Here is a 19996-nt window from a genome sequence, read left to right as displayed (position 1 = left end):
GGTTACGGTCTGGCGACCTCGACGGGCAGCTGCCGTACGCCGATGATGACGGCCGGGTTCTGGTAGGCGACGTCCTCGTAGGAGGGGACCGCCAGGATGCGGAATCGTTCATGCAACATGTGCAGGGCGATCCGCGCCTCAAGCCGGGCCAGGGGCGCGCCGAAGCAGAAGTGGATGCCGTGCCCGAAGGTCAGATGGGGATTGGGACTCCGGGTCACGTCGAGGACGTCGGGCGCGTCGAAACGGGCGGGGTCCCGGTTCGCGGCGCCCAGATGCGCCATCAGCAGGCTGTCGGCCGGGATCTCCCGGCCGCCGAGGACCACCGGCCGGGTGACCCTGCGGCCCAGTTCGGGGAAGGGCGGCAGCCAGCGCAGCACCTCCTCGACGGCGGCCGGGATGCCCGCGGGGTCGGCGCGCAGCGCGGCGTCCGTGCCGGGGTGCCGGTCGAAGGTGACGACGGCGTTGCCGAGCAGCGCGGTCGTGGTGATGTGCCCGGCGACCAGCAGCAGGGCCACGAACCCGACCATCTCCTGGTCGGCGAGGCGGACGCCGTCCACCTCGGCGGCGATGAGTCTGCTGGTGAGGTCATCGCCGGGGCGTCTGCGGCGGGCGCGGATGTGGTCGAGCATGTAGCCGTTCATCTCGCGCACGGTGGGGGCGATGGCCTCCAGTGCCCGTTCGAGGTCGGCCATGTCGGGCGCCTCGCCGAGCTGGTCGCCGCCGAACAGGACGCTCGCCCACTCCTGGAAGAGCCGGTGTTCCTCGGCGGGGATGCCGAGCAGTTCGGCGATCACGATGATGGGCAGCGGATAGGCCAGCGCGTCGACCAGGTCGAACCGGTCGCGGTCGGCGACCTCGTCCAGCAGCCGCGCGCACACGGCCTCGATGCGGGGTCCGAGCCCCTGCACGACCCGCGGGGTGAACGCCTGGCTCACCAGGGTGCGGAGCTTGCGGTGCTCCGGCGGGTCCATGCCGACGAAGTTGCCCTGGGTGAAGGTCTCGAAGTCGGCCTGGGTGGGGGCGAGGGCGGAGAGGTCCGAGGAGTACGTCGCCGGGTCGGCGAGCACCGTGGCGACGCTCTCGTGGTCCAGCACCTGCCAGACGCCCTGGGTCTCGTCGTACCGCACCGGGCCGGCCTCGCGTAAGCCTCGCCAGCGGTCGGGTAACTCCTCCAGGAGGAGCCGTTCGCCCGTCGGTTGGCTGCTGATCACCTTGTCTCCTTGCTGGCGCGTGCGGGCAGGGCGGAGTGACGCACGGGGTCGGTGCCGCGGCCCGGCGCGGCCGGGGCCGCGGGCGGTCCGGGCACGGGTGTGCCCCGGTGCCGGCTGGTTCGGACGGGAGGAGCGCACGTCCCGTGCGGGTTCCTCGTACGCGGCGGGACGGTCAGCCGCGGTCGGTGTGCTGCCGGGGTGGGCCGCAGTCCCTCAGCACATGCGGTGCAGGACGCGGCGGCCCCGCGGCCGGCCACGGCCCCGGCCCCACGGCGAGTCCGGTCGTGCGACACGCCCATCCGACATAACCCATCCCCTCGGCGACACCTCCCGCGTGGCGATCACACGGGACCCTCCCGGCTGGTGAACGGACAACGGGGCGCGCCCCGGCCGTCTGGAACGAGGTGTGAGAATACGCAGTCGCAGGGCGTGCCGCCCCACGATTGGCATGATGCGTACTCCGCCACGCCTTCGTTTCGATGGAACTCGGCCACAGTCTTCACGGTGAGTCACGCGCAAGCAACCCCCTGAAGTTGAACGGAGAGTACTCTGGCGGTGCTTTTGCGTCACTGTCCGGCCACTTGTTGCGGCCCCGCACGCGCACGGGACCCCGGCCGGATGCTCGCCCCCGCGTGTGCCCCGGCGTCTCGCCTCCAAACAGGGCGGCCGGGAAAAAGACCGCCACCGGGTTCGGCCGAATGGCGCCGTCGGCCGCCCGGCCACCGCGGCCCGGCATTCCGCCCGGCCGTCCGGCGGGATGGCCGGACTACCGCTGATCTGGGGTGATGATCCAGCCGACGGACACTCCGGATCCGCTGCCGGGGAACAGCGGCGACACGCCCGGCGCACCGCCCCGGCCCACCGGCGATCCACCCCGGCCGTCCCCCGCCGCACCGACCGTCCGCCGCGGCGCCGGGGCCGAGAACTTCGCCCCTTGCGCACAGAATCGGCCAACCGGGCGCGGCGGGGGCGCACACCAGAATCCGGTACACCACCTGTGCCTCTTCCTCGCCTCCGGGCGCCGTCCCGGCCCACGGCCTGCCACGAGGCCGGAACGGGCCGGCTCGCGGGCGACGGCCGCCCCCCTCGGCGTCGGCGCATGGAGACGCCGGGGCGGGGTATTCGGAGCCATCCGACGTACGCGGGCGTGCACGGGGCCGGACGAACGCTCGCCGTGCGCGGGGCGCCGCCGCGAGGGAGTCTTGTGCCCGGGATGCGACGCGCGGCCGTACGAGGAGGTGGTCGGCGTGTCCGACGGGCCAGGGACGAGCCGGGCGCCGGCCGGGCCACCGGTGCTGTCGCTCGCGCTGGCCTCGCTGCTGGAGGAGGTGCACGCGCACTCCGGCGCGGTGTATCTGCTCGGGCCCGGCGAGCCGGTCCTGGAGATGGCGGTGATGGCGGGCATGCCCCGGGCGTTCGCGGCGCCATGGGAGCGGGTGGGGCTGAGCGCGCCGATCCCGGTGGCGGACGCGGCGCGCGAGAGACGGCTCGTCTGGGTGGGCGGCGAGGAGGAGATGGCCCGCCGCTATCCGCGGATCTCGGTGGTGCTGCCGTACCCCTTCGCGCTGGCCGCGGCGCCCGTGGCGACGGAGCACACGGTGTACGGCGCGTTGTTCGTGACCTGGCCGGGTGCGCATCCGCCGGAGCTGGCGGACTGGGAGCGCGAGCACCTGACGGCGGCCTGCGATCGGCTGGCGCTGCGGCTGGAGCGGGCCGCGCGGGAGGACCGGGCGGTCGGCCACGAACCGGACGTGCTCGCGGCGCCGGTGCCGGGCGTGGCGGGCACCCTGGGCTCGGTCGAGGCGGCGCGGATGGTGTCCCGGCTCCCGTACGGGCTGATCTCGCTGGATCTGCACGGCCGGATCGGTTTCGCCAACACGGCCGCCGCCGAGCTGCTCGGCCGGCCGGCCGGGGAGCTGCTGGGCACGCTGCCCTGGGTGTCGGTGCCCTGGCTGAACGACCCGGTGTACGAGGACCGTTACCGGGCGGCGCTGCTCAGCCAGCAGGTGACGTCGTTCGTGGCGCTGCGCCCGCCCGGCGAGTGGCTGTCGTTCCGCATGTACCCGGGCACGACCGGGCTGAGCGTGCGCATCAGCCGGGCCCGGGCGGTGGCGGAGATGGCGCACGGCACCGCGCAGGCGGGTCCGGGACCGTCCCGGCTGGTGACGATCTCCCAGGTGCTGAGCCTCGCGGGCGCGCTGACCGAGGCGGTCGGGGTGCAGGACGTGGTGCAGCTGGTGTGGGACGAGGTGGCCCCGGCCGTCGGCAGCCAGGCCCTGGTGCTGCTGCGGGCGCAGGGCGGGCGGCTGCACGTGCTGGGGCACCGCGGCTACCCGTCCGCGCGCGTCGTGGAGCGGTTCGACGGGCTGCCGCTGTCCGAACGGACCCCGGGCACGCACGCCCTGAACAGCGGGGTGCCGGCGTTCTTCGACTCGCGGGAGCAGCTGGAGCGGCTGTACCCGGACCGGCAGGAGAGCCCCGACGGCTTCGCGGCCTGGGCGTACCTGCCGCTGATCGCGTCCGGGCGGCCGGTCGGCACGTGCGTGCTGGCCTACGCCCGGCCGCACTCCTTCCCGGCCGACGAGCGCGCGGTGCTCACCTCGCTCGGCGGGCTGATCGCGCAGGCCCTGGAGCGGGCCGTGCTGTACGACGCGAAACACCGCCTGGCGCACGGCCTGCAACAGGCGCTGCTGCCGCACTCGCTGGCGCCTCCGCCCGGCATCGAGGCGGCGGCCCGCTACCTGCCGGCCACCCACGGCATGGAGATCGGCGGCGACTTCTACGACCTGGTGCCGACCCGTCCGCTGGCGGCGGCGGTGATCGGCGACGTCCAGGGGCACAACGTGACCGCGGCCGGCCTGATGGGGCAGATCCGTACGGGTGTGCGCGCGTACACCACCGTGGGGCAGGCACCGCACGAGGTGATGAGCAGCACCAACCGGCTGCTGATCGATCTCGGCGCCGACCTGTTCGCGAGCTGTCTGTACCTGCGGCTGGACCCGTCACGCGGGCGGGCCGTGATGGCCCGGGCGGGTCATCCGCCGCCGCTGCTGCGCCGGCCGGACGGGCGGGTACGGGTGCTGGACCTGGCCGGGGGCCCGCTGCTGGGGATCGACGCCGCGGCCGTGTACCCGACGACCGAGGTGTCGCTGACCCCCGGCTCGGTGCTCCTGCTCTACACCGACGGCCTGGTGGAGTCTCCCGGCGTCGACATCGAGGACGCCCTGGTCGAGCTCGGCGCGCTGCTCGCGGACGTGGGCCACCAGCCGCTGGAGAGCCTGGCGGACGAGGTGGTCCGGCACAGCGCGGCCGCGCGGGAACGGGTGGACGACGTGGCGGTGCTGCTGCTGCGGGCGAGCGACGGCTGACGCGCACGCCTGTGGTCCGGCCCTCCCGTGGGAGGACCGGACCACTGCCCGCCGGCCGGTACCGAGGGGGGAGGCCGGCCGGGGAGCCTCGCGGACGCGCCGTGCCGCTAGCGCGTACCGGTCAGGGACGACGAGCCGTCGTGCGCCGCGCCGGAGCCGGAGGCGTCGGCCGGTGCGGACGGGTCGGCGCTGCCGCCGATCTGGTCCCCGCCGGTACCGGACTGGTCACCCGCACCGGCACCGGACTGGTCGCCCGCGCCCGCACCCGACTGGTCACCCGCGCCCGCACCGGACTGGTCGCCGGCACCGGACTGGTCACCCGCACCGGCACCGGACTGGTCACCCGCACCGGCACCGGACTGGTCGCCGGCACCCGCACCCGACTGGTCGCCGGCACCGGACTGGTCACCCGCACCGGCACCCGACTGGTCACCCGCACCGGCCTGGTCGCCCGCGCCCGCGCCGCCGGCGCCGAGCGTCGCGCCGGTGGCCTGGAGGGCGGTGGTGACCGGCTGGAAGAAGGTCTCGCCGCCGTTGGTGCAGTCGCCGCTGCCGCCGGAGGTCAGGCCGACGGCGCTGCCGTCCTGGGTGAACAGCGAGCCGCCGCTGTCGCCCGGTTCGGCGCAGACGTTGGTCTGGATCAGACCGGTGACGGTGTCGACGCCGTTCGGGTCGGTCTCGCTCTGGAAGTTGACGGTGGCGTCGAGGCCGGTGACCTGGCCGTCGTGCAGCCCGGTGGTGGAACCCATCCGGAACACGTTCTCGCCCACGGTGGCGTCGGCGGCCTGCTTGATCTGCACGGTCTGGCCGTTGCCGGTGTTGACCTCGCTGGGCGCCTGGGTGGCCGGGTCGTTGTACTTGACGAGGGAGAAGTCGCCCGCGCCGGGGAAGGTGGCCTGGTCGACGGTGGCGATGGGCTGCCCGGTCTGGGAGTCGGACCAGTCCTTGGCGGCGACCCCGCAGTGACCGGCCGTCAGGAAGGCGGGGCTGCCGTCGGAGGCGGTGACGTTGAAGCCGAGGGAGCAGCGGACGTTGCCGCCCTGCACCTGGGAGAAGATGGCGTCGCCGCCGGAGACGAACGTCTTGAAGGTGCCGGAGGACTTCTTCAGGGTCGCCATGCCGGGGCCGAGGCCGCGCACGGTCGACTGCAGTCTGTTCCACTTGCCGCCGGTGACCGTGGCGTCGGCGGTGACCAGGACCTTGTCGGTGCGCGGGTCGACGGCCCAGGAGGTGCCCGGGATGGTCGCCTTCGTCTTCAGCGTCCGTGCCGCTGCCTTGAGTTCGGCGGTGCTGTTCTCGACCTGGCGGACGACAGCGCCCGCCTTCTTGGCCTGGACGACGACGTTGTCGTCGCCGTTGACCACGTTGACGACGAGCTGCTGCTTGGCGCTGTCGTAGTACGAGCCGGCGAAGGAGTCGCCGAGGATCTTCTGCAGCCGGGCGGCGAGACCGGAGGCGTCCGTGGCCTTCAGGGTCTTCGCCGTGCCGGTGGTGCCCGACGCCTGGTCCTTGTCCTGGGACGCGTTGGCGTTGGGGAGCAGGAGGGCCGCCGCTCCGAGCGCCGCGACGCCGCCCACCGCTATCGCGGCCTTGCGCTTCGGCATTCGCTTGTGACTCAAAATTCTCGACCTCCTGGGGACGGGGGGGGTTCTGCCGCTCGCGGGCAGTTCGTATCGGGGGGTGGGTATCGCGGCGCCTGGATGGCCCTAGGTACGCGCCGACCGCGTGGCGTGTTCAATTCCGGTTCCGAACGGCCGTACCGGGGTGGCGAATCGGCCACGCTCGGCGTGGCGCGGCGGGCGGCCGGGAACCATGCCCCGTATGACGATGACCACCGCCGAGGCCGACAAGATCCTCTCCGCCCGTTTCGCGCCCTGGGTGCTCGATCTCGGGCTGACCGTCGAGGCGGTGGGCGAGGACCGGGCCGTGCTGCGACTGCCCTGGTCGGACCGGCTGGCCCGGGAGGGCGGCGGGCTGTCGGGGCAGGCGCTGATGGCGGCCGCGGACACGGCGACGGTGATCGCGGTGTCGGCCGCGCGGGGCGGGTTCGTGCCGATGACGACGGTGCAGCAGTCGACCTCGTTCCAGCGGGCGGTGACGGGTGCGGATGTCCTGATCGAAGCGGTCCTGACGAAGCTGGGCCGCCGGATGGCGTTCGCGGACGTCACCTTGAGCGATGCCGACTCGGGCGTACTCACCGCCCGGGCGAGCACGGTCTACGCGATCCTGGGCTGACCCGGCCGGCCCGCCCCCGGGCCGGTACGGTCCACGCGCTCCCGGGTCGACCGGCCCGGCCGGCGATCGGGCCGACACGCTCGGCAACCGACCGGTGACGGTCTGCTTCGAAGTGGAAGCGGAACCCCCTCTTCAGGGAATCTGCACATCCCGCACCCAGGCACCTCACCGGCACCGGGCTATCTGCACAATTGCGCGCCCCCTGACACGCCTTTGGCGAGGAGTGCCGGATTCGCCGTCCGGCGGACGGGCCGGCCGCCGCGACGATGCCGTGCCGCATGTGAAGGAGTCGCCGACAAGGCGTGCGCAGACCTGCACGGATGAGACCCTTCCCGAGCCAAGTGCGCAGGTGAGGGCCCTGGTTGATTGGAAGCGCGCCCCGCGTGCGTGCTTTGATCCATCGCACCGCTTCGGTCCGCCGGGCCCCCGGCGACGGGTGCCCGGCGCCCGCGGTCGCGGCCGTCCGTCTGTCCCCAGAGGGGGCCGCTCCCCCTTGTGAATATCCATATGAAGGGAAGTTCCACCATGAACTCCACCCCCCAGGTCGAGACCGTCGAGATCTCGGACGCCGAGCTGGACAACGTCTCCGGCGGTCTGTCCGTGAACACGCTCAACAGCACCCTCGGCACCGTGAACGAGATCGCTCCGGGCGTCAACGGCCTGGTCAACACGGTCGTCGGCACCGTCGAGGGCGTCTCCGGCCTGAACACCGCGCCGATCAACGGCCTGGTCGCCGGTCTCTGATCGCACCTTCGGTGCCACCGCGGTCCCGGAGCCGTCCCACGGCTCCGGGGCTCATCGGTGCCCTGACACACATGCGTCTCTCCCACAGGTGAGGGAAGTCCCGTGCAGTTCCGCCAACAGGCCCTCGCCAAGCTCCAGTCGCCGGAGGAGCTGGACCTCCCGGTGCGGCTGGCCCGCCCGCAGGGCTGGCTCGCGCTCGGCGTCACGGTCGTCGTCATGGCGGCCGCCTCCGTGTGGGCGGTGACCGGCTCGGTCGCCTCCACGGTGAGCGCACCCGCCATCCTCACCCACGGGCAGGGCAGTTACCTGCTGCAGAGCCCGGTGGCCGGACAGGTGACGGCCGTCCTCGCCCGGCCGGGCGACCGGCTGCCCGCGGGCGCGCCGGTGCTCAAGGTCCGCACCGCCGAGGGCGACACGGTGGTCCGGACGGTCGCCGCGGGCCGTGTCACCACGCTGGCCGCGACCATCGGCCAGATCATCCGGACCGGCGCGAACGTCGCCGCGGTCGAGAAGGTCGCCCACGCCTCCGACCCGCTGTACGCGACCGTGTACGTGCCCGCCGAGAACGCCGCCGCCATCCCGGCGCACGCCTCCGTCGACCTGACGGTGTCCTCCGTGCCCGCGCAGCGGTACGGCGTGCTGCGCGGCGAGGTGAAGGCGGTGGACCGCACCGCGCAGTCCGCCCAGTCGATCTCCGCGTTCCTCGGCGACAGCCAGCTCGGCGAGCAGTTCACCCGCAAGGGCCGCCCGGTGGCCGTCCTGGTGGAACTCGACAAGTCGTCGTCGGCGAAGAGCGGTTACCGCTGGTCCACCGCCGGCGGGCCGCCGTTCCGGCTCGACTCCATGACCCTCGCCACCGGCTCCGTCCGGCTCGCCGACCAGCGTCCCGTCGATTGGCTGCTCCCGTGACCACCGCCCAGGAAACCCGCGGCCGCAGACGCGCGGCCCCCGCGAAGCGGCCGGTCCCCAAGTCCCGTACCGGCACGGTCCGTACCCCCACCGTGCTCCAGATGGAGGCCGTCGAGTGCGGCGCCGCCTCCCTCGCCATGGTCCTCGGCCACTACGGCCGGCACGTCCCGCTGGAGGAGCTGCGCATCGCCTGCGGCGTCTCCCGGGACGGCTCGCGCGCCTCCAACCTGCTGAAGGCGGCCCGCGGTTACGGCCTGACGGCCAAGGGCATGCAGATGGACCTGGCCGCCCTCGCCGAGGTGCGGGCACCGGCCATCCTCTTCTGGGAGTTCAACCACTACGTCGTCTACGACGGCATGGGCCGCCGCTTCGGGCGGCGAGGCGTGTACGTCAACGATCCCGCCAAGGGCCGCCGTTTCGTTCCCATGGAGGAGTTCGACGGCAGTTTCACCGGCGTCGTGCTGGTCCTGGAGCCCGGCGAGGGCTTCACCACGGGCGGCCGCCGCCCCGGTGTGCTCGGCGCGATGCCGGCCCGGCTGCGCGGCACCGCGGGCACCCTGCCCGCCGCCGTCCTGGCCAGCCTGCTGCTGGTGGCGGTCGGCGCGGCCGTACCGGCGCTCAGCCGCACCTACATCGACACGTTCCTCATCGGCGGGCAGACCTCGCTGCTGGGCGTGCTGTTCACCTCGATGGCCGCCTGCGTGCTGCTCACGCTGGTACTGACCTGGCTCCAGCAGGCCAACCTGCTGCACGGCCGGATCATCTCCTCCACCCTCTCCAGCGCCCGCTTCCTGCGCCACCTGCTGCGACTGCCGGTGACGTTCTTCGCCCAGCGCTCCCCCGCCGACCTGGTGCAGCGCCTGCAGTCCAACGACCAGGTCGCCGAGACCCTGGCCCGCGACCTCGCGGCGGCCGGCGTCGACGCGATCGTGGTCGTGCTGTACGCGGTCCTGCTCTACACCTACGACCCGCAGCTCACCTTCGTCGGCATCGCCGTGGCCCTGCTGAACGTGGTCGCCATGCGGCTCGTCGTACGGCTGCGCGCGACCCGGACGGCGAAGCTGCGCGCGGACACCGCGCGGCTGACCAACACCTCGTACACCGGCCTGCAGCTGATCGAGACGCTGAAGGCGACCGGCGGCGAGGACGGCTACTTCCGCAAGTGGGCCGGGCAGCACGCCACCACGCTGGAGGAGCAGCAGCGGCTCGGCGTGCCGAGCGCCTGGCTCGGCGTGGTCGCGCCGGCGCTCGCCACCTTCAACAGCGCGCTCATCCTGTGGATCGGCGGGCTGCGCGCGGTCGAGGGGCACATCTCGGTCGGTCTGCTGGTCGCGTTCCAGGCGCTGGTCACCCGTTTCACCGCGCCGCTGACCCGGCTCAACGGCGTGGCGGGCCGCATCCAGGACTTCGCCGCCGACGTGGCCCGGCTGAAGGACGTGGAGAACTTCCAGGCCGATCCGCTGTACGCCCGCCCCGGCGGCGGCGAGTCCACCCGGCGGCTGCACGGGCACGTCGAGCTGCAGAACGTCACCTTCGGCTACAGCCCGCTGGACCAGCCGCTGCTGACCGGTTTCGACCTGACCGTCGGCCCCGGGCGGCAGGTGGCGCTGGTGGGCGGCTCGGGCAGCGGCAAGTCCACGGTCTCCCGGCTGATCTCGGGGCTGTACACGCCGTGGGACGGGGTGATCCGCATCGACGGCCGCCGGCTGGAGGACATCCCGCGCGGCGCGCTCGCCGCCTCCGTCTCCTTCGTCGACCAGGACGTCTTCCTCTTCGAGGGCTCCGTCCGCGACAACGTGGCCCTGTGGGACCCGTCGATCCCGGACGAGGCCGTGGTGGAGGCGCTGAAGGACGCGGCGCTGTACGACGTGGTGATGCGCCGGCCCGGTGGCATCCACAGCAGGGTCGAGCAGGACGGCCGCAACTTCTCCGGCGGGCAGCGCCAGCGCCTGGAGATCGCGCGGGCGCTGGTGCGCCGGCCGAGCATCCTGGTGCTGGACGAGGTGACCAGCGCGCTGGACGCGGAGACCGAGCAGATCGTGATGGACAACCTGCGGCGGCGCGGCTGCGCCTGCGTGGTGATCGCACACCGGCTGAGCACGGTCCGCGACAGCGACGAGATCGTCGTCCTCCAGCACGGCACGGTCGTCGAGCGCGGGCGGCACGAGGAGCTGGTGGCGCGCGGCGGCGCGTACGCGGCGCTGGTCAGGGAGCGGTGAGATGACGTCCGTACCGGAAGGCGACCTCGTCCTCGGGGCGCTGGGCTCACTGGGCACGCGCCTGGACTGCGCGGGCCTCGGCCGCCTGGACCTGGAGGGCCCGCAGGTGCTGTGGCTGGTCGCGGCCGGCGCGCTGGACCTGTTCGCGGTGGACGCCGCCCAGCAGGGCCACTGGCACCACCTCGGCCGGCTGGAGGCGGGCACCCTGCTGCTCGGCCCGGTCACCGGGCCCCAGCACACGCTGGTGGCCCGCCCGGTCCGGGACTGCGTGGTGCACCGCGTCGGTCTGCGCGAGCTGTACCAGCCGGCGCAGACCCAGACCTGGTCGTACGACGAGTACGGCAACCCGCAGTACGTGCCGCCGACGTCGAGCCCGCTGGAGTACGCGCTCGCCCTCGGTGTCGGCCGCGGCCTGTCCGTCCTCTTCCAGGCCCCGCTGGCCGAGGAGCGGGCGGCGGCCCCGGCCGACGACGAGGTCTTCTGGATGCAGGTGCCGCCGGGCAGCGCGCAGTACGGCTCGCTGTACGGCGCGGAGGCCGCCGCCGATCTGCTGATGGACCCGGCGCTGTGGCAGAGCCTGGTGGACCAGCAGTACCGGCTGCTGACCGCGCTGGACCGGTGGATCGAGCAGCTGGAGCGCAGCCACGAGCACCGCACGGCCGAGGGGATCAAGGCCGGCGAGGCCGTGCGCGCCCAGGCCGACCGGACCCTGCTGGCCTCCATCGGCAAGCGCTCCGCGCGCCGCACCACGCCGGCCGACGCGGACGCCACCCACGCGGCCTGCAAGCTGGTCGCGGAGGCGGCCGGCATCCGGCTCGCCGAGCCCGCGCAGAGCGGCGCCGAGAGCGACCGGCTGGACCCGGTGGAACGGGTCGCGCTGGCCTCCCGGGTGCGCACCCGGGCGGTCCGCCTGGACGGGCGCTGGTGGCGCGAGGACGTGGGCCCGCTGGTCGGCCGGCGGGCGCTGTCCGGGGCGCCGGTGGCGCTGCTGTGGCGGCGCGGCGGCTATGTGGCCGTACACCCCGGGACGGGGCGTGAGACGCCCGTGGAGAAGGCCAACGCGGAGGAGTTCGAGCCGCGCGCGGTCATGTTCTACCGGCCGCTGCCCGACAAGCGCCTCGGGCCGCTCGGGCTGCTCCGGTTCAGCCTCCGCGGTACCCGTACCGACCTGCTGCACCTGCTCCTCGCGGGGCTGGTGACGGTGGCGATCGGCGCGCTGGTGCCGATCGCCACGGGCAAGGTGCTCGGCGAGTACGTGCCGCGGGCCCAGGAGGGCCTGATCGTCCAGGTCTGCCTGGCGGTCATGGTGAGCGGGGTGGTCGCGGCGGCGTTCACGCTGCTGGAGAACCTGTCCATCCTGCGTCTGGAGGGCCGCATCGAGGCGGCGCTCCAGCCGGCCGTCTGGGACCGGCTGCTGCGGCTGCCCACCCGCTTCTTCACCCAGCGCTCCACCGGTGAACTGGCCAGTGCGGCCATGGGCATCAGCGCGATCCGCCGGCTGCTGGCGGGCGTCGGCCCGGTCGTCGCCCAGTCGGTGACCGTCGGCGCGATGAACCTGGCCCTGCTGTTCTGGTTCAGCCCGGCGATGGCGACGGCCGCGATCGGGATGCTCGTCGTCATCGGGGCGGTGTTCACCGGGCTCGGGCTGTGGCAGGTGCGCTGGCAGCGGCGGCTGGTGACGCTCGGCAACAAGCTGAGCAACCAGGCGTTCCAGACCCTGCGCGGGCTGCCCAAGCTGCGGGTGGCGGCGGCCGAGAACTACGCGTACGCGGCGTGGGCGCGGGAGTTCGCGCGCAGCCGGGAGCTCCAGCAGCGGGTCGGCCGGATCAAGAACCTCACCACGGTCCTCGGCGCGGTCTATCTGCCGGTGTGCACCCTGCTGATGTTCATGCTGCTCGCGGGACCGGCGAAGGGGGCGATGTCGGCGGCGGACTTCCTCGCCTTCAACACGTCGGTGACCATGGTGCTGACCTCGGTCACCCAGCTGACCGGCGCGTTCGTCTCGGCGGTGGCGGCGCTGCCGCTGTTCGAGGAGATCAGGCCGGTGCTGGAGGCCACGCCCGAGGTGCGCACGGCGAGCACCCGGCCCGGCCCGCTGTCCGGCGCCGTGGAGGCCCGCCGGCTCTCCTTCCGGTACGCCGACGACGGCCCGCTGGTCCTGGACGACGTGTCCTTCGCCGCGCGGCCCGGCGAGTTCGTGGCGGTCGTCGGCCCCAGTGGCTGCGGCAAGTCCACGCTGCTGCGGCTGCTCATCGGCTTCGACCGGCCGGTCTCCGGCAGCGTCCTGTACGACGGCCAGGACCTCGCGGCGCTCGACCAGTCGGCGGTGCGGCGCCAGTGCGGGGTGGTGCTCCAGCACGCGCAGCCGTTCACCGGTTCGATCATGGACGTCATCTGCGGCGCCGAACCGTACACGCCGGAGGAGGCGATGGCGGCGGCCGAGCTGGCGGGTCTCGCGGAGGACATCCGGCGGATGCCGATGGGGCTGCACACGATCGTCGCGGGGAACGGCGCGATCTCCGGCGGCCAGCGGCAGCGCCTGATGATCGCCCAGGCCCTCATCCGGCGGCCTCGCATCCTCTTCTTCGACGAGGCGACCAGTGCCCTGGACAACGACACCCAGCGCATCGTCATCGACAGCACCCGCAAGCTGAACGCCACCCGGATCGTCATCGCCCACCGCCTGTCGACCGTGCTGGACGCCGACCGGGTGATCGTGATGGAGGACGGCAAGGTCGTCCAGCAGGGCGCCCCGGCCGACCTCCTCGCGGACACCGGAGGCCGCCTGCACGAGCTGGTGCGCCGCCAGCTGGCCTAGGGCCGTGCGTTCGACACGGGCCGGATCAGGCCGGCGTGGCGGACTGCTCCTCGCCGGCCGGGCCGGCCGGGTCGTCCTCGTGGTGGGACGGCATCCAGTGGTGTTCGGTGAACCAGCGGCCGAAGACGGCGCCGCCGTAGATGACGAATCCGACGCCGATGAGCCAGGACTCGACGACGAGTACGGTGCCGACGGGGCCGTAGCTGAGGGCGTTGGTGACGATGAGCGGGGTGAACACCAGGTAGGAGAAGGCGCGCAGGCCGGCCAGGCCGATGACGGTGGCCAGCGCGCCGGGCAGCAGCGAGCGCCAGTGCACCTGGCCGCCGAGCAGGAAGCGCTGCCCCCACCAGAAGAACAGGATCCCGCTGACCGTGGACAGCAGGGCCCGCTGCGTCCCGTGCAGCGTCGACTTCGTCGCCACTTCCTGGTACAGGTACGCCGTCAGCACGACCAGCCAGGTCGCCTGCCGCCACACCCGGTGCCACGGCCCGGACGCCAGGTCCCAGATCCGTTCGTAGGCGTTCTGCACGCTGCCGCCGAACGACACGCCGAACACGGCGAGCAGGATGCCGCTCAGGGCGCTGGTGGTGCCGATGACCTTGCGCGGGGGGCTGATGACGTCCGTGATCACGTGGGCGGACCGGCCGGACAGCCCCATGCCGTCGGTGAGCCAGGAGGCGAAGCCGCCGCTCACCAGGGGGTCGGCCGCGGCCACCACGATCAGCAGCGGCGCCAGCGTCACCAGGGCCAGGGTGGCGAAGCCCATGGCCCGGTGCATCAGTTCCAGCTCCTTGCCGTGCTCGAACAGGGCCCGCAGGCGCAGCCACTCCCACGCGCGGTGCAGGCCGCGCCGCAACCGCCTCACGGCTCCTCCCGTGCTCGCCGCCCGGACGCTCTCCCGTGCCGGTTCCTCCAGACTGGCACGCGCCGGGCGACTCGCAGCCGGAGGGCGGGCGGTGGCAGGGGGGCGTTGGTGCGCACGAGTGACCGCCCGTACGGCGACACGGCCCGCCGGGTCCGCCGTACGGGCCCCGGGGCGGCGGAGAATCGGGCCCCGTGCCCACCACACACCACCACGCGCGGGACCGCCGTCGGCGCCTGCTGATCCTGAGCGCCGGCATGGGAGCCGGCCACGACACCGTGGCCCGCGAACTCGCCCGCCGGGCCGCTGCCCGGGGCCACGAGGCGCATGTCGCCGACGTGCTGCGGCTGCTGCCGTACGGCCTGGGAACCGGGCTGCGCCGCGGCTACCGGGCGTCGGTACGGCACCTGCCCTGGCTGTACGCCGGCGTCTACGGCGCGTTCCTGCGCGGCGGGCCCGGGCGGCGGCCGAGCGGGGTGCCGCTGGCCCGGCTCGCCGGGGACCGCCTGACGGAGCTGGTGGACCGGCTGGACGCCGACGTGGTGGTGTCCGTGTTCCATCTCGCCGCCCAGCTGACCGGGCACCTGCGGGCCCGGGGCGGGCTGGAGGTGCCGAGCGCCGTCTTCCTGCTCGACTTCGCGGTGCACCGGCAGTGGCTGCACCCGGGCAACGACCGGTACCTGTGCCTCACGGACGCGGCGGCGGAGGAGGTGCGCCGCCACCTCGCGGTGCCCGTGGTCACGACCGGGCCGGTGGTCGCGCCCGCCTTCCGGGCGCCGGCCCTGGGAGCGGCCCGGTGGCGGGAGCGGTTCGCCCGGCGGGCGCCGGGCCGGCCCGCGGTCCTGCTGTCCGCCGGTGCCTGGGGCGCGGCCTCCCGCCCGGCCGCCACCGCACGGCTGCTGGCTGCGGGCGGTTACCTGCCGGTGGTGCTGTGCGGCCGGGACGAGCGGCTCCTCGCCCGCCTCTCCCGGGAACCGGCGGCGCTCGCCCTGGGGTGGGTCGACGACATGCCGGGGCTGCTGGCCGCCTGCCACGCCCTGGTGGACAACGCCGCCGGCCAGACCGCCGTCCAGGCCCTCGCCACGGGCCTGCCCGTCATCGGCCACCGCCCGCTGCCCGGCCACGGCGCGGAGGGGGTGCGCCGCATGGCCGGCCTGGGGCTGTCCGAACCGGCCCCCGACGGCCCCGCCCTGCTGACGGCCCTGACCCGCCTTCGCGCGGACTCCCCCGCCCGCACGGCCCAGGCGGCCCGCGGCCGGGCACTGTTCCGAGGCGACGCCCTGGACGCCGTGCCGAACCTGTGAGCGACCCGCTTGCCCACACCCGCGGCCGACGCCCGCGGCACACGGGACCACCCGCTCCGCCCGGCAGCCGCGGTCAGGGAGCGGGCCGGTGGGGCGGGGGCCGGCGCCCGGTGCCGGCCGGCTGGTGGTCGTGGAGGGGGCCGACCGTGAGGCCCGCGTCCCGGCAGTCCTGGACGATGGCCGGGAGGGCGGCCAGGGTCGCCCGCCAGCAGCCGGGGGCCGAGTGGTGGTCGGAGTCGTGGAGCAGGACGGTGCCGCCGCCGCGCAGGTCCGCGGCGATCCTGGCCCGTACGGACGCCGGCGTGGCGTCGGCCGTCCAGTCCCTGCCCCACGCCGACCACAGCACCGTGCGCAGTCCGGCGCGCCGGGCGGCCCGCCAGCGGCTCGTGGTGAGGATGCCGTACGGGGGGCGGTACCAGCGCGGGCGCCGGCCGGTGAGGTCCTGCACCGCCCGGACCGTCCGGGCGACCTCCGCGGCGTCGCGGGCGAACGCGGGCCGCCAGGGCCGGTCGTGGGTCCAGCCGTGCACGCCCAGCTCGTGCCCGCGGCGTACCGTCTCCCGCAGCAGCTCGGGATGGCGGACCGCGTGCTCGCCGACCACGAAGAACGTGGCCCGCACCCCCAGCTCGTCCAGCGTGTCGAGGAAGCGCGGGGTGGACACCGGGTCCGGTCCGTCGTCGAAGGTGAGCGCGATGTGCCGGCGGGGGCCGGTGCCGGAGAGCCCGGGGAAGAGCGGCAGCCGTACGCCCGGCAGCCAGGTGGCCGCCGGGCCGATGTGGGCCGCGGCGGCACCGGCCGGCAGCAGGACGGCGGCCGTCCGCCGGGCGCGGGCGGACAGAGCGGGCATCGGTGGCCTACCTCCTCGGGGTGCGCGGCACGGCCGCGGTGGATCCGGCGGACTTCCCGGGGTCCGTGGCGTCCCACTCCCCGCCCACGGACGCCGCGTGGGCCAGGCCGATGCTGCCGGCGCCGATCAGCGCGACACCGACGGCCTCCGGCAGCAGGCTCAGGCCCAGGTGGATCGACTCGGCGAACAGCACCCAGCCGAGCACGACGCTGGTGAGCGCGTCGCCGAGGGTGAGGGCCGGCTGCGAGGCGGTCAGCGAGCCGGCGCCGAGCGCGCCCTGCAGCAGCAGGAAGGCCACGAGCCCGGCGACCCCGGTGGCGTACAGCGACCAGTGCCCGAACATCGCCGCCGGCCCCTGTTCGAGCCGCCCCACGGCCTCCTTGAGCAGCGCCGCGGTGGCGGCGAAGGACACGGCGGAGGCGAGCCCGAGCAACGCGGCCCGGGAGGCGCCCCGCGCCGGGCGGGCGGCCGCCACGAGCAGCACCACCGCGCCGAGCACCCCGCCGCCGCCCAGCAGCCAGTCCCCCGGCCGCGCGGTGGACCGGCCGGCCGAGGGTGCGGCCGCGAGGAGGAACAGGGCCAGTCCGCCGGCGAGGGCGACGAACGCCAGCCAGGTCCGGCCGTCCGGGCGGCGCCGGAAGACGACGCTGCCCACGGCGAGGGTGAACAGCAGTTCGGCGGCGAGCAGCGGCTGGACCAGCGACAGGCTGCCCACGGCCAGCGCTCCGGCCTGCAGCAGGCAGGACAGCGCCAGCAGCCCGGCGCCCGCCAGCCAGTAGGGGCGCCGCAGCAGGCGGGTGAACCGGCGTACGACGTTCCCGGCACCCTCACCGCGATCCGGCTCCTCGACGGCGGCGCGGCGCTGGAGCACCGAGGCGGACGCGTTGGACAGGGCCGCGAGGAGGGCGAGCAGTACCGTGACGGCGGTCATGACGGTCACCCGAAGCGGGCGGCGAGCAGCCGGTAGAGCCCGGGCGCGGCTCCGCGCACCCGGGCGGGCAGCCGCAGCCACCCGGGGACGTACACCTCGTCCCGGCCGTGCAGGGCGGCGGCGCAGACGGCGTCGGCCACGCGCTCGACGGAGACCGGCCGCGGCCAGGAGCGCGCGTAGGGGGTGCCCCGCCGGTCGAAGAAGGGGGTGTCCACCACGCCGGGGACGACATGGCTGACGCCCACTCCGGTGCCGCGCAGCTCGTAGCGCAGGCAGTCGGCGAACGTGGCCAGGGCGGCCTTCGCCGCGGAGTAGACGGCCTCGCCGCGCACGCCGACGCTGCCGGCGAGGGACCCGATGAGTACGACACGTCCGGATCCGGCCGCCACCATGTGCGGCAGCACGGCCCGCACCAGGTGGACGGTGGCCAGCAGGTCGAGCCCCACGATCTCGTCGATGCGCGCGGCGGGCATACCGGTGAACTCCCCGGCCCAGCCGACACCCGCGCCCGCCACCAGCAGGTCCAGCCCGCCGAGGTGGTCCAGGGCCAGGGCGGTGAGCCGGCGTCCGGCGCCGGGCCGGGTCAGGTCCGCGGGCAGTGCGAGCGCTCCCGACTGCGCGGCCGCCTGCTCCAGCCGGGTGACGTCGCGCCCGTTCAGCACCAGCCGCCAGCCGCCCTCGGTGGCCAGCCGGCGGGCCACGGCCGCACCGATGCCCGAGGAGGCACCCGTCACCAGGGCGGTACCGCCCCGGGCGGGACGCGGGGCGGTGACCGCCTGCCCGGCCGGGGCCGGGACCGGCCGGGTGTCGTTCGACGGTCCTGCGGGGGACGGGGCCTGGGACATGGTGACGACCTCACTGCGACGGCGTACACGAGTTCGCGAGCTCCGGGGTCGAGCCTTCGCGGTGTATCCAGGGCGCCACACACTGGAACACCGCGCACGGCGAAGCGCCGACCGGACACCTGCCCACCGTGAAAGAAACGTGGCCGTTTCGTTCGGAGGGGTACAGATGCATGTCCTCTGGCGGCGCGGGATGGCGCAGCAGGACGCGGGCGCCGCACCAGTCGTCCGCACGAGACGGCGGCCCCCCGGCCTGTCCGGGGGGCGCTTGGGACGGCCCCGCCGGGTAACCCGCAGGGGAGATCACCTCGCCGACGGAAGGAGACGTCATGCCTGGCGGCAACGACCGCAACGACCACGAGGACCGGCCGGAGACGGCCCTGGAGGAAGTGCTCCGGGAGGTCGAGGAGGCCGAGAAGCGCGACGAGGACCCGGACGCCTCGGCGAGGCCGGGGACGCCGTCACCCCGAACACCGGGGCGCAGGAGCAGGCGAACGGCGACTGAGGCGGGCGGCGCGCGCCCGTCGGGCGGTGGGCCGGGCCGCCGTGCCGGGGCGCCCCGGAGCCCGCCGGTGGGCGCCGCCCCCCGTCACCGGTGGCCCGCTCGCAGCGGTGCTTCTCTCCGAGCCGGGTACCCGAGCCGCATGAACGACCCTCTGCGCGAGCCCCTGCTGCCCCCGTCCCGCGGCCCGCTCTCCGCCGCGGTCACGGCCCACCTGCGCGGCACGGGCCCGCTCCCCCGCCCCGCGGACCCCGCGACCGCCGACCCCTACGGCGACGACCTCCAGCTCGCCCTCTACCTGTGCTACGAGCTGTACTACCGCGGCTTCGCCGGGGTCCCCCCGGAGACCGAGTGGGACCCGGAGCTGCTGCGTGTGCGGGCCGCGCTGGAAGAGCGCTTCCGGTCCGCGCTGCGCGCCGACACCCCGGTCCACGACAACCTGGACGACGCGCTCGCCGCCCTCCTGGTCGAGCCGGCCGAGGGCACGGGCGTCTCCCACTTCCTGTCCGCCGAGGGCGAGCTGTGGCAGGCGCGGGAGTACGCGGCGGTGCGCTCGCTGTACCACCTGAAGGAGGCCGACCCGCACGCCTGGGTGCTGCCGCGGCTGTGGGGCCGGGCCAAGGCCGCGATGGCCGCGGTGGAGTACGACGAGTTCGGCGGCGGCCGGGCCGACCGGGTGCACGCACGCCTGTTCGCCGACCTGATGCGGGACCTGGACCTGGACACGGCGTACGGCCGGTACCTGGACGCGGCCCCGGCGGAGATGCTCGCCGTGGTGAACCTGATGTCCCTGTTCGGCCTGCACCGCGAGCTGCGCGGCGCGCTGGTGGGCCACTTCGCCGAGGTGGAGATCACCTCCTCGCCCGGTTCCCGCCGGCTGGCCGAGGCGATGCGCCGCACCGGCGCCGGCCCGGCGGCGGAGTTCTTCTACGACGAGCACGTGACGGCGGACGCCGTGCACGAGCAGGTCGTCCGGCACGAGGTGATCGGCGGGCTGCTGGAGGAGGAGCCGGAGCTGGCGCCGGACATCGCCTTCGGCATCGACGCCACCGAGTACCTGGAGGACCGGCTGGGCCGGCGGCTGCTCGCCTGCTGGCGCGCGGGACGGACCTGTCTGCGGACGCCGCTGGCGCCCCGGGAGCAGTCCCCTCAGGCACCCCAGGAACAACAGATGTCCCATATCTCCTGAGCATCCGGGTACTCG

14 protein-coding genes are annotated in these 19996 nt (G+C 74.5%); 8 read left to right on the top strand and 6 right to left on the bottom strand.

The features are described from left to right. Positions 1-2: 2 nt before the first annotated feature. Positions 3-1211 (bottom strand): cytochrome P450, encoded by a 1209-nt coding sequence (locus IG05_RS0120790; protein WP_037814308.1) that lies wholly within the window; start codon positions 1209-1211, stop codon positions 3-5. 1238 nt (positions 1212-2449) lie between these two features. Here IG05_RS0120790 and IG05_RS0120785 point away from each other — a divergent pair. Then, positions 2450-4579: a SpoIIE family protein phosphatase gene (locus tag IG05_RS0120785; protein ID WP_030344677.1), complete on the top strand. Its 2130-nt coding sequence runs from the start codon at positions 2450-2452 to the stop codon at positions 4577-4579. A gap of 107 nt (positions 4580-4686) precedes the next feature. Here IG05_RS0120785 and IG05_RS0120780 read toward each other — a convergent pair whose 3' ends face one another. After that, positions 4687-6183: a S1 family peptidase gene (locus IG05_RS0120780; RefSeq protein ID WP_030344675.1), complete on the bottom strand. Its 1497-nt coding sequence runs from the start codon at positions 6181-6183 to the stop codon at positions 4687-4689. Positions 6184-6400: 217 nt separating this feature from the next. Here IG05_RS0120780 and IG05_RS0120775 point away from each other — a divergent pair, with 217 nt between their 5' ends. The 5 genes from IG05_RS0120775 (at position 6401) to IG05_RS0120755 (ending at position 13504) form a co-directional block, all read left to right on the top strand. Then, on the top strand, positions 6401-6814 hold the full coding sequence (locus IG05_RS0120775) for a PaaI family thioesterase (protein ID WP_030344674.1): 414 nt from the start codon (positions 6401-6403) through the stop codon (positions 6812-6814). 525 nt (positions 6815-7339) lie between these two features. Further along, positions 7340-7558 carry a hypothetical protein gene (locus IG05_RS0120770; RefSeq protein ID WP_030344672.1) on the top strand — a complete coding sequence of 73 codons (219 nt, stop codon included), beginning with the start codon at positions 7340-7342 and terminating at the stop codon, positions 7556-7558. 102 nt (positions 7559-7660) lie between these two features. Next, positions 7661-8467, top strand: a complete 807-nt coding sequence (locus IG05_RS0120765; RefSeq protein ID WP_030344670.1) for an HlyD family efflux transporter periplasmic adaptor subunit — start codon at positions 7661-7663, stop codon at positions 8465-8467. Further along, a complete protein-coding gene (locus tag IG05_RS0120760) occupies positions 8464-10686 on the top strand; it encodes an NHLP family bacteriocin export ABC transporter peptidase/permease/ATPase subunit (RefSeq protein WP_030344669.1) in 2223 nt (740 codons plus the stop codon). Before IG05_RS0120765 ends, IG05_RS0120760 begins: the two co-directional genes overlap by 4 nt. Before the next feature lies 1 nt (position 10687). Then, on the top strand, positions 10688-13504 hold the full coding sequence (locus IG05_RS0120755; protein WP_030344668.1) for an NHLP bacteriocin export ABC transporter permease/ATPase subunit: 2817 nt from the start codon (positions 10688-10690) through the stop codon (positions 13502-13504). A 25-nt stretch (positions 13505-13529) separates the two neighbouring features. On the opposite strand, the gene IG05_RS0120750 is transcribed toward IG05_RS0120755, so the two are convergent. Then, positions 13530-14369, bottom strand: coding sequence for a ribonuclease BN (locus tag IG05_RS0120750; protein WP_234335942.1), 840 nt, complete (start codon positions 14367-14369; stop codon positions 13530-13532). A 254-nt stretch (positions 14370-14623) separates the two neighbouring features. On the opposite strand from IG05_RS0120750, the gene IG05_RS0120745 reads away from it, so the two are divergent. Beyond that, positions 14624-15670 carry an MGDG synthase family glycosyltransferase gene (locus IG05_RS0120745; protein WP_107051394.1) on the top strand — a complete coding sequence of 349 codons (1047 nt, stop codon included), beginning with the start codon at positions 14624-14626 and terminating at the stop codon, positions 15668-15670. A 73-nt stretch (positions 15671-15743) separates the two neighbouring features. On the opposite strand, the gene IG05_RS0120740 is transcribed toward IG05_RS0120745, so the two are convergent. From IG05_RS0120740 to IG05_RS0120730, 3 genes are read right to left on the bottom strand one after another with little or no spacing between them, the layout of a single operon-like run. Further along, entirely contained in the window at positions 15744-16517 is a 774-nt protein-coding gene (locus tag IG05_RS0120740) for a polysaccharide deacetylase family protein (protein ID WP_051790076.1), read from the bottom strand. 7 nt (positions 16518-16524) lie between these two features. Next, positions 16525-17448, bottom strand: a complete 924-nt coding sequence (locus IG05_RS0120735) for a DMT family transporter (RefSeq protein ID WP_030344661.1) — start codon at positions 17446-17448, stop codon at positions 16525-16527. A 5-nt stretch (positions 17449-17453) separates the two neighbouring features. Further along, entirely contained in the window at positions 17454-18293 is an 840-nt protein-coding gene (locus IG05_RS0120730) for an SDR family NAD(P)-dependent oxidoreductase (RefSeq protein WP_030344659.1), read from the bottom strand. Positions 18294-18934: 641 nt separating this feature from the next. Here IG05_RS0120730 and IG05_RS0120725 point away from each other — a divergent pair. Then, positions 18935-19981, top strand: a complete 1047-nt coding sequence (locus IG05_RS0120725; RefSeq protein ID WP_030344658.1) for an iron-containing redox enzyme family protein — start codon at positions 18935-18937, stop codon at positions 19979-19981. Positions 19982-19996 lie beyond the last annotated feature (15 nt).

This window comes from Streptomyces sp. NRRL S-1022 (assembly GCF_000720135.1).
Lineage (GTDB): Bacteria > Actinomycetota > Actinomycetes > Streptomycetales > Streptomycetaceae > Streptomyces.
The sequence above is the reverse complement of the archived record's forward strand: the minus strand, read 5'-3'. Positions and strand labels throughout refer to the sequence as shown.

What these genes read in the sequence shown, in the direction of transcription:
- IG05_RS0120780 (WP_030344675.1), bottom strand. Translation starts at nt 6,183, where the DNA reads ATGCCGAAGCGCAAGGCCGCGATAGCGGTGGGCGGCGTCGCGGCGCTC.
- IG05_RS0120775 (WP_030344674.1), top strand. Translation starts at nt 6,401, where the DNA reads ATGACGATGACCACCGCCGAGGCCGACAAGATCCTCTCCGCCCGTTTC.
- IG05_RS0120770 (WP_030344672.1), top strand. Translation starts at nt 7,340, where the DNA reads ATGAACTCCACCCCCCAGGTCGAGACCGTCGAGATCTCGGACGCCGAG.
- IG05_RS0120755 (WP_030344668.1), top strand. Translation starts at nt 10,688, where the DNA reads ATGACGTCCGTACCGGAAGGCGACCTCGTCCTCGGGGCGCTGGGCTCA.
- IG05_RS0120745 (WP_107051394.1), top strand. Translation starts at nt 14,624, where the DNA reads ATGGGAGCCGGCCACGACACCGTGGCCCGCGAACTCGCCCGCCGGGCC.
- IG05_RS0120740 (WP_051790076.1), bottom strand. Translation starts at nt 16,517, where the DNA reads ATGCCCGCTCTGTCCGCCCGCGCCCGGCGGACGGCCGCCGTCCTGCTG.
- IG05_RS0120735 (WP_030344661.1), bottom strand. Translation starts at nt 17,448, where the DNA reads ATGACCGCCGTCACGGTACTGCTCGCCCTCCTCGCGGCCCTGTCCAAC.
- IG05_RS0120730 (WP_030344659.1), bottom strand. Translation starts at nt 18,293, where the DNA reads ATGTCCCAGGCCCCGTCCCCCGCAGGACCGTCGAACGACACCCGGCCG.
- IG05_RS0120725 (WP_030344658.1), top strand. Translation starts at nt 18,935, where the DNA reads ATGAACGACCCTCTGCGCGAGCCCCTGCTGCCCCCGTCCCGCGGCCCG.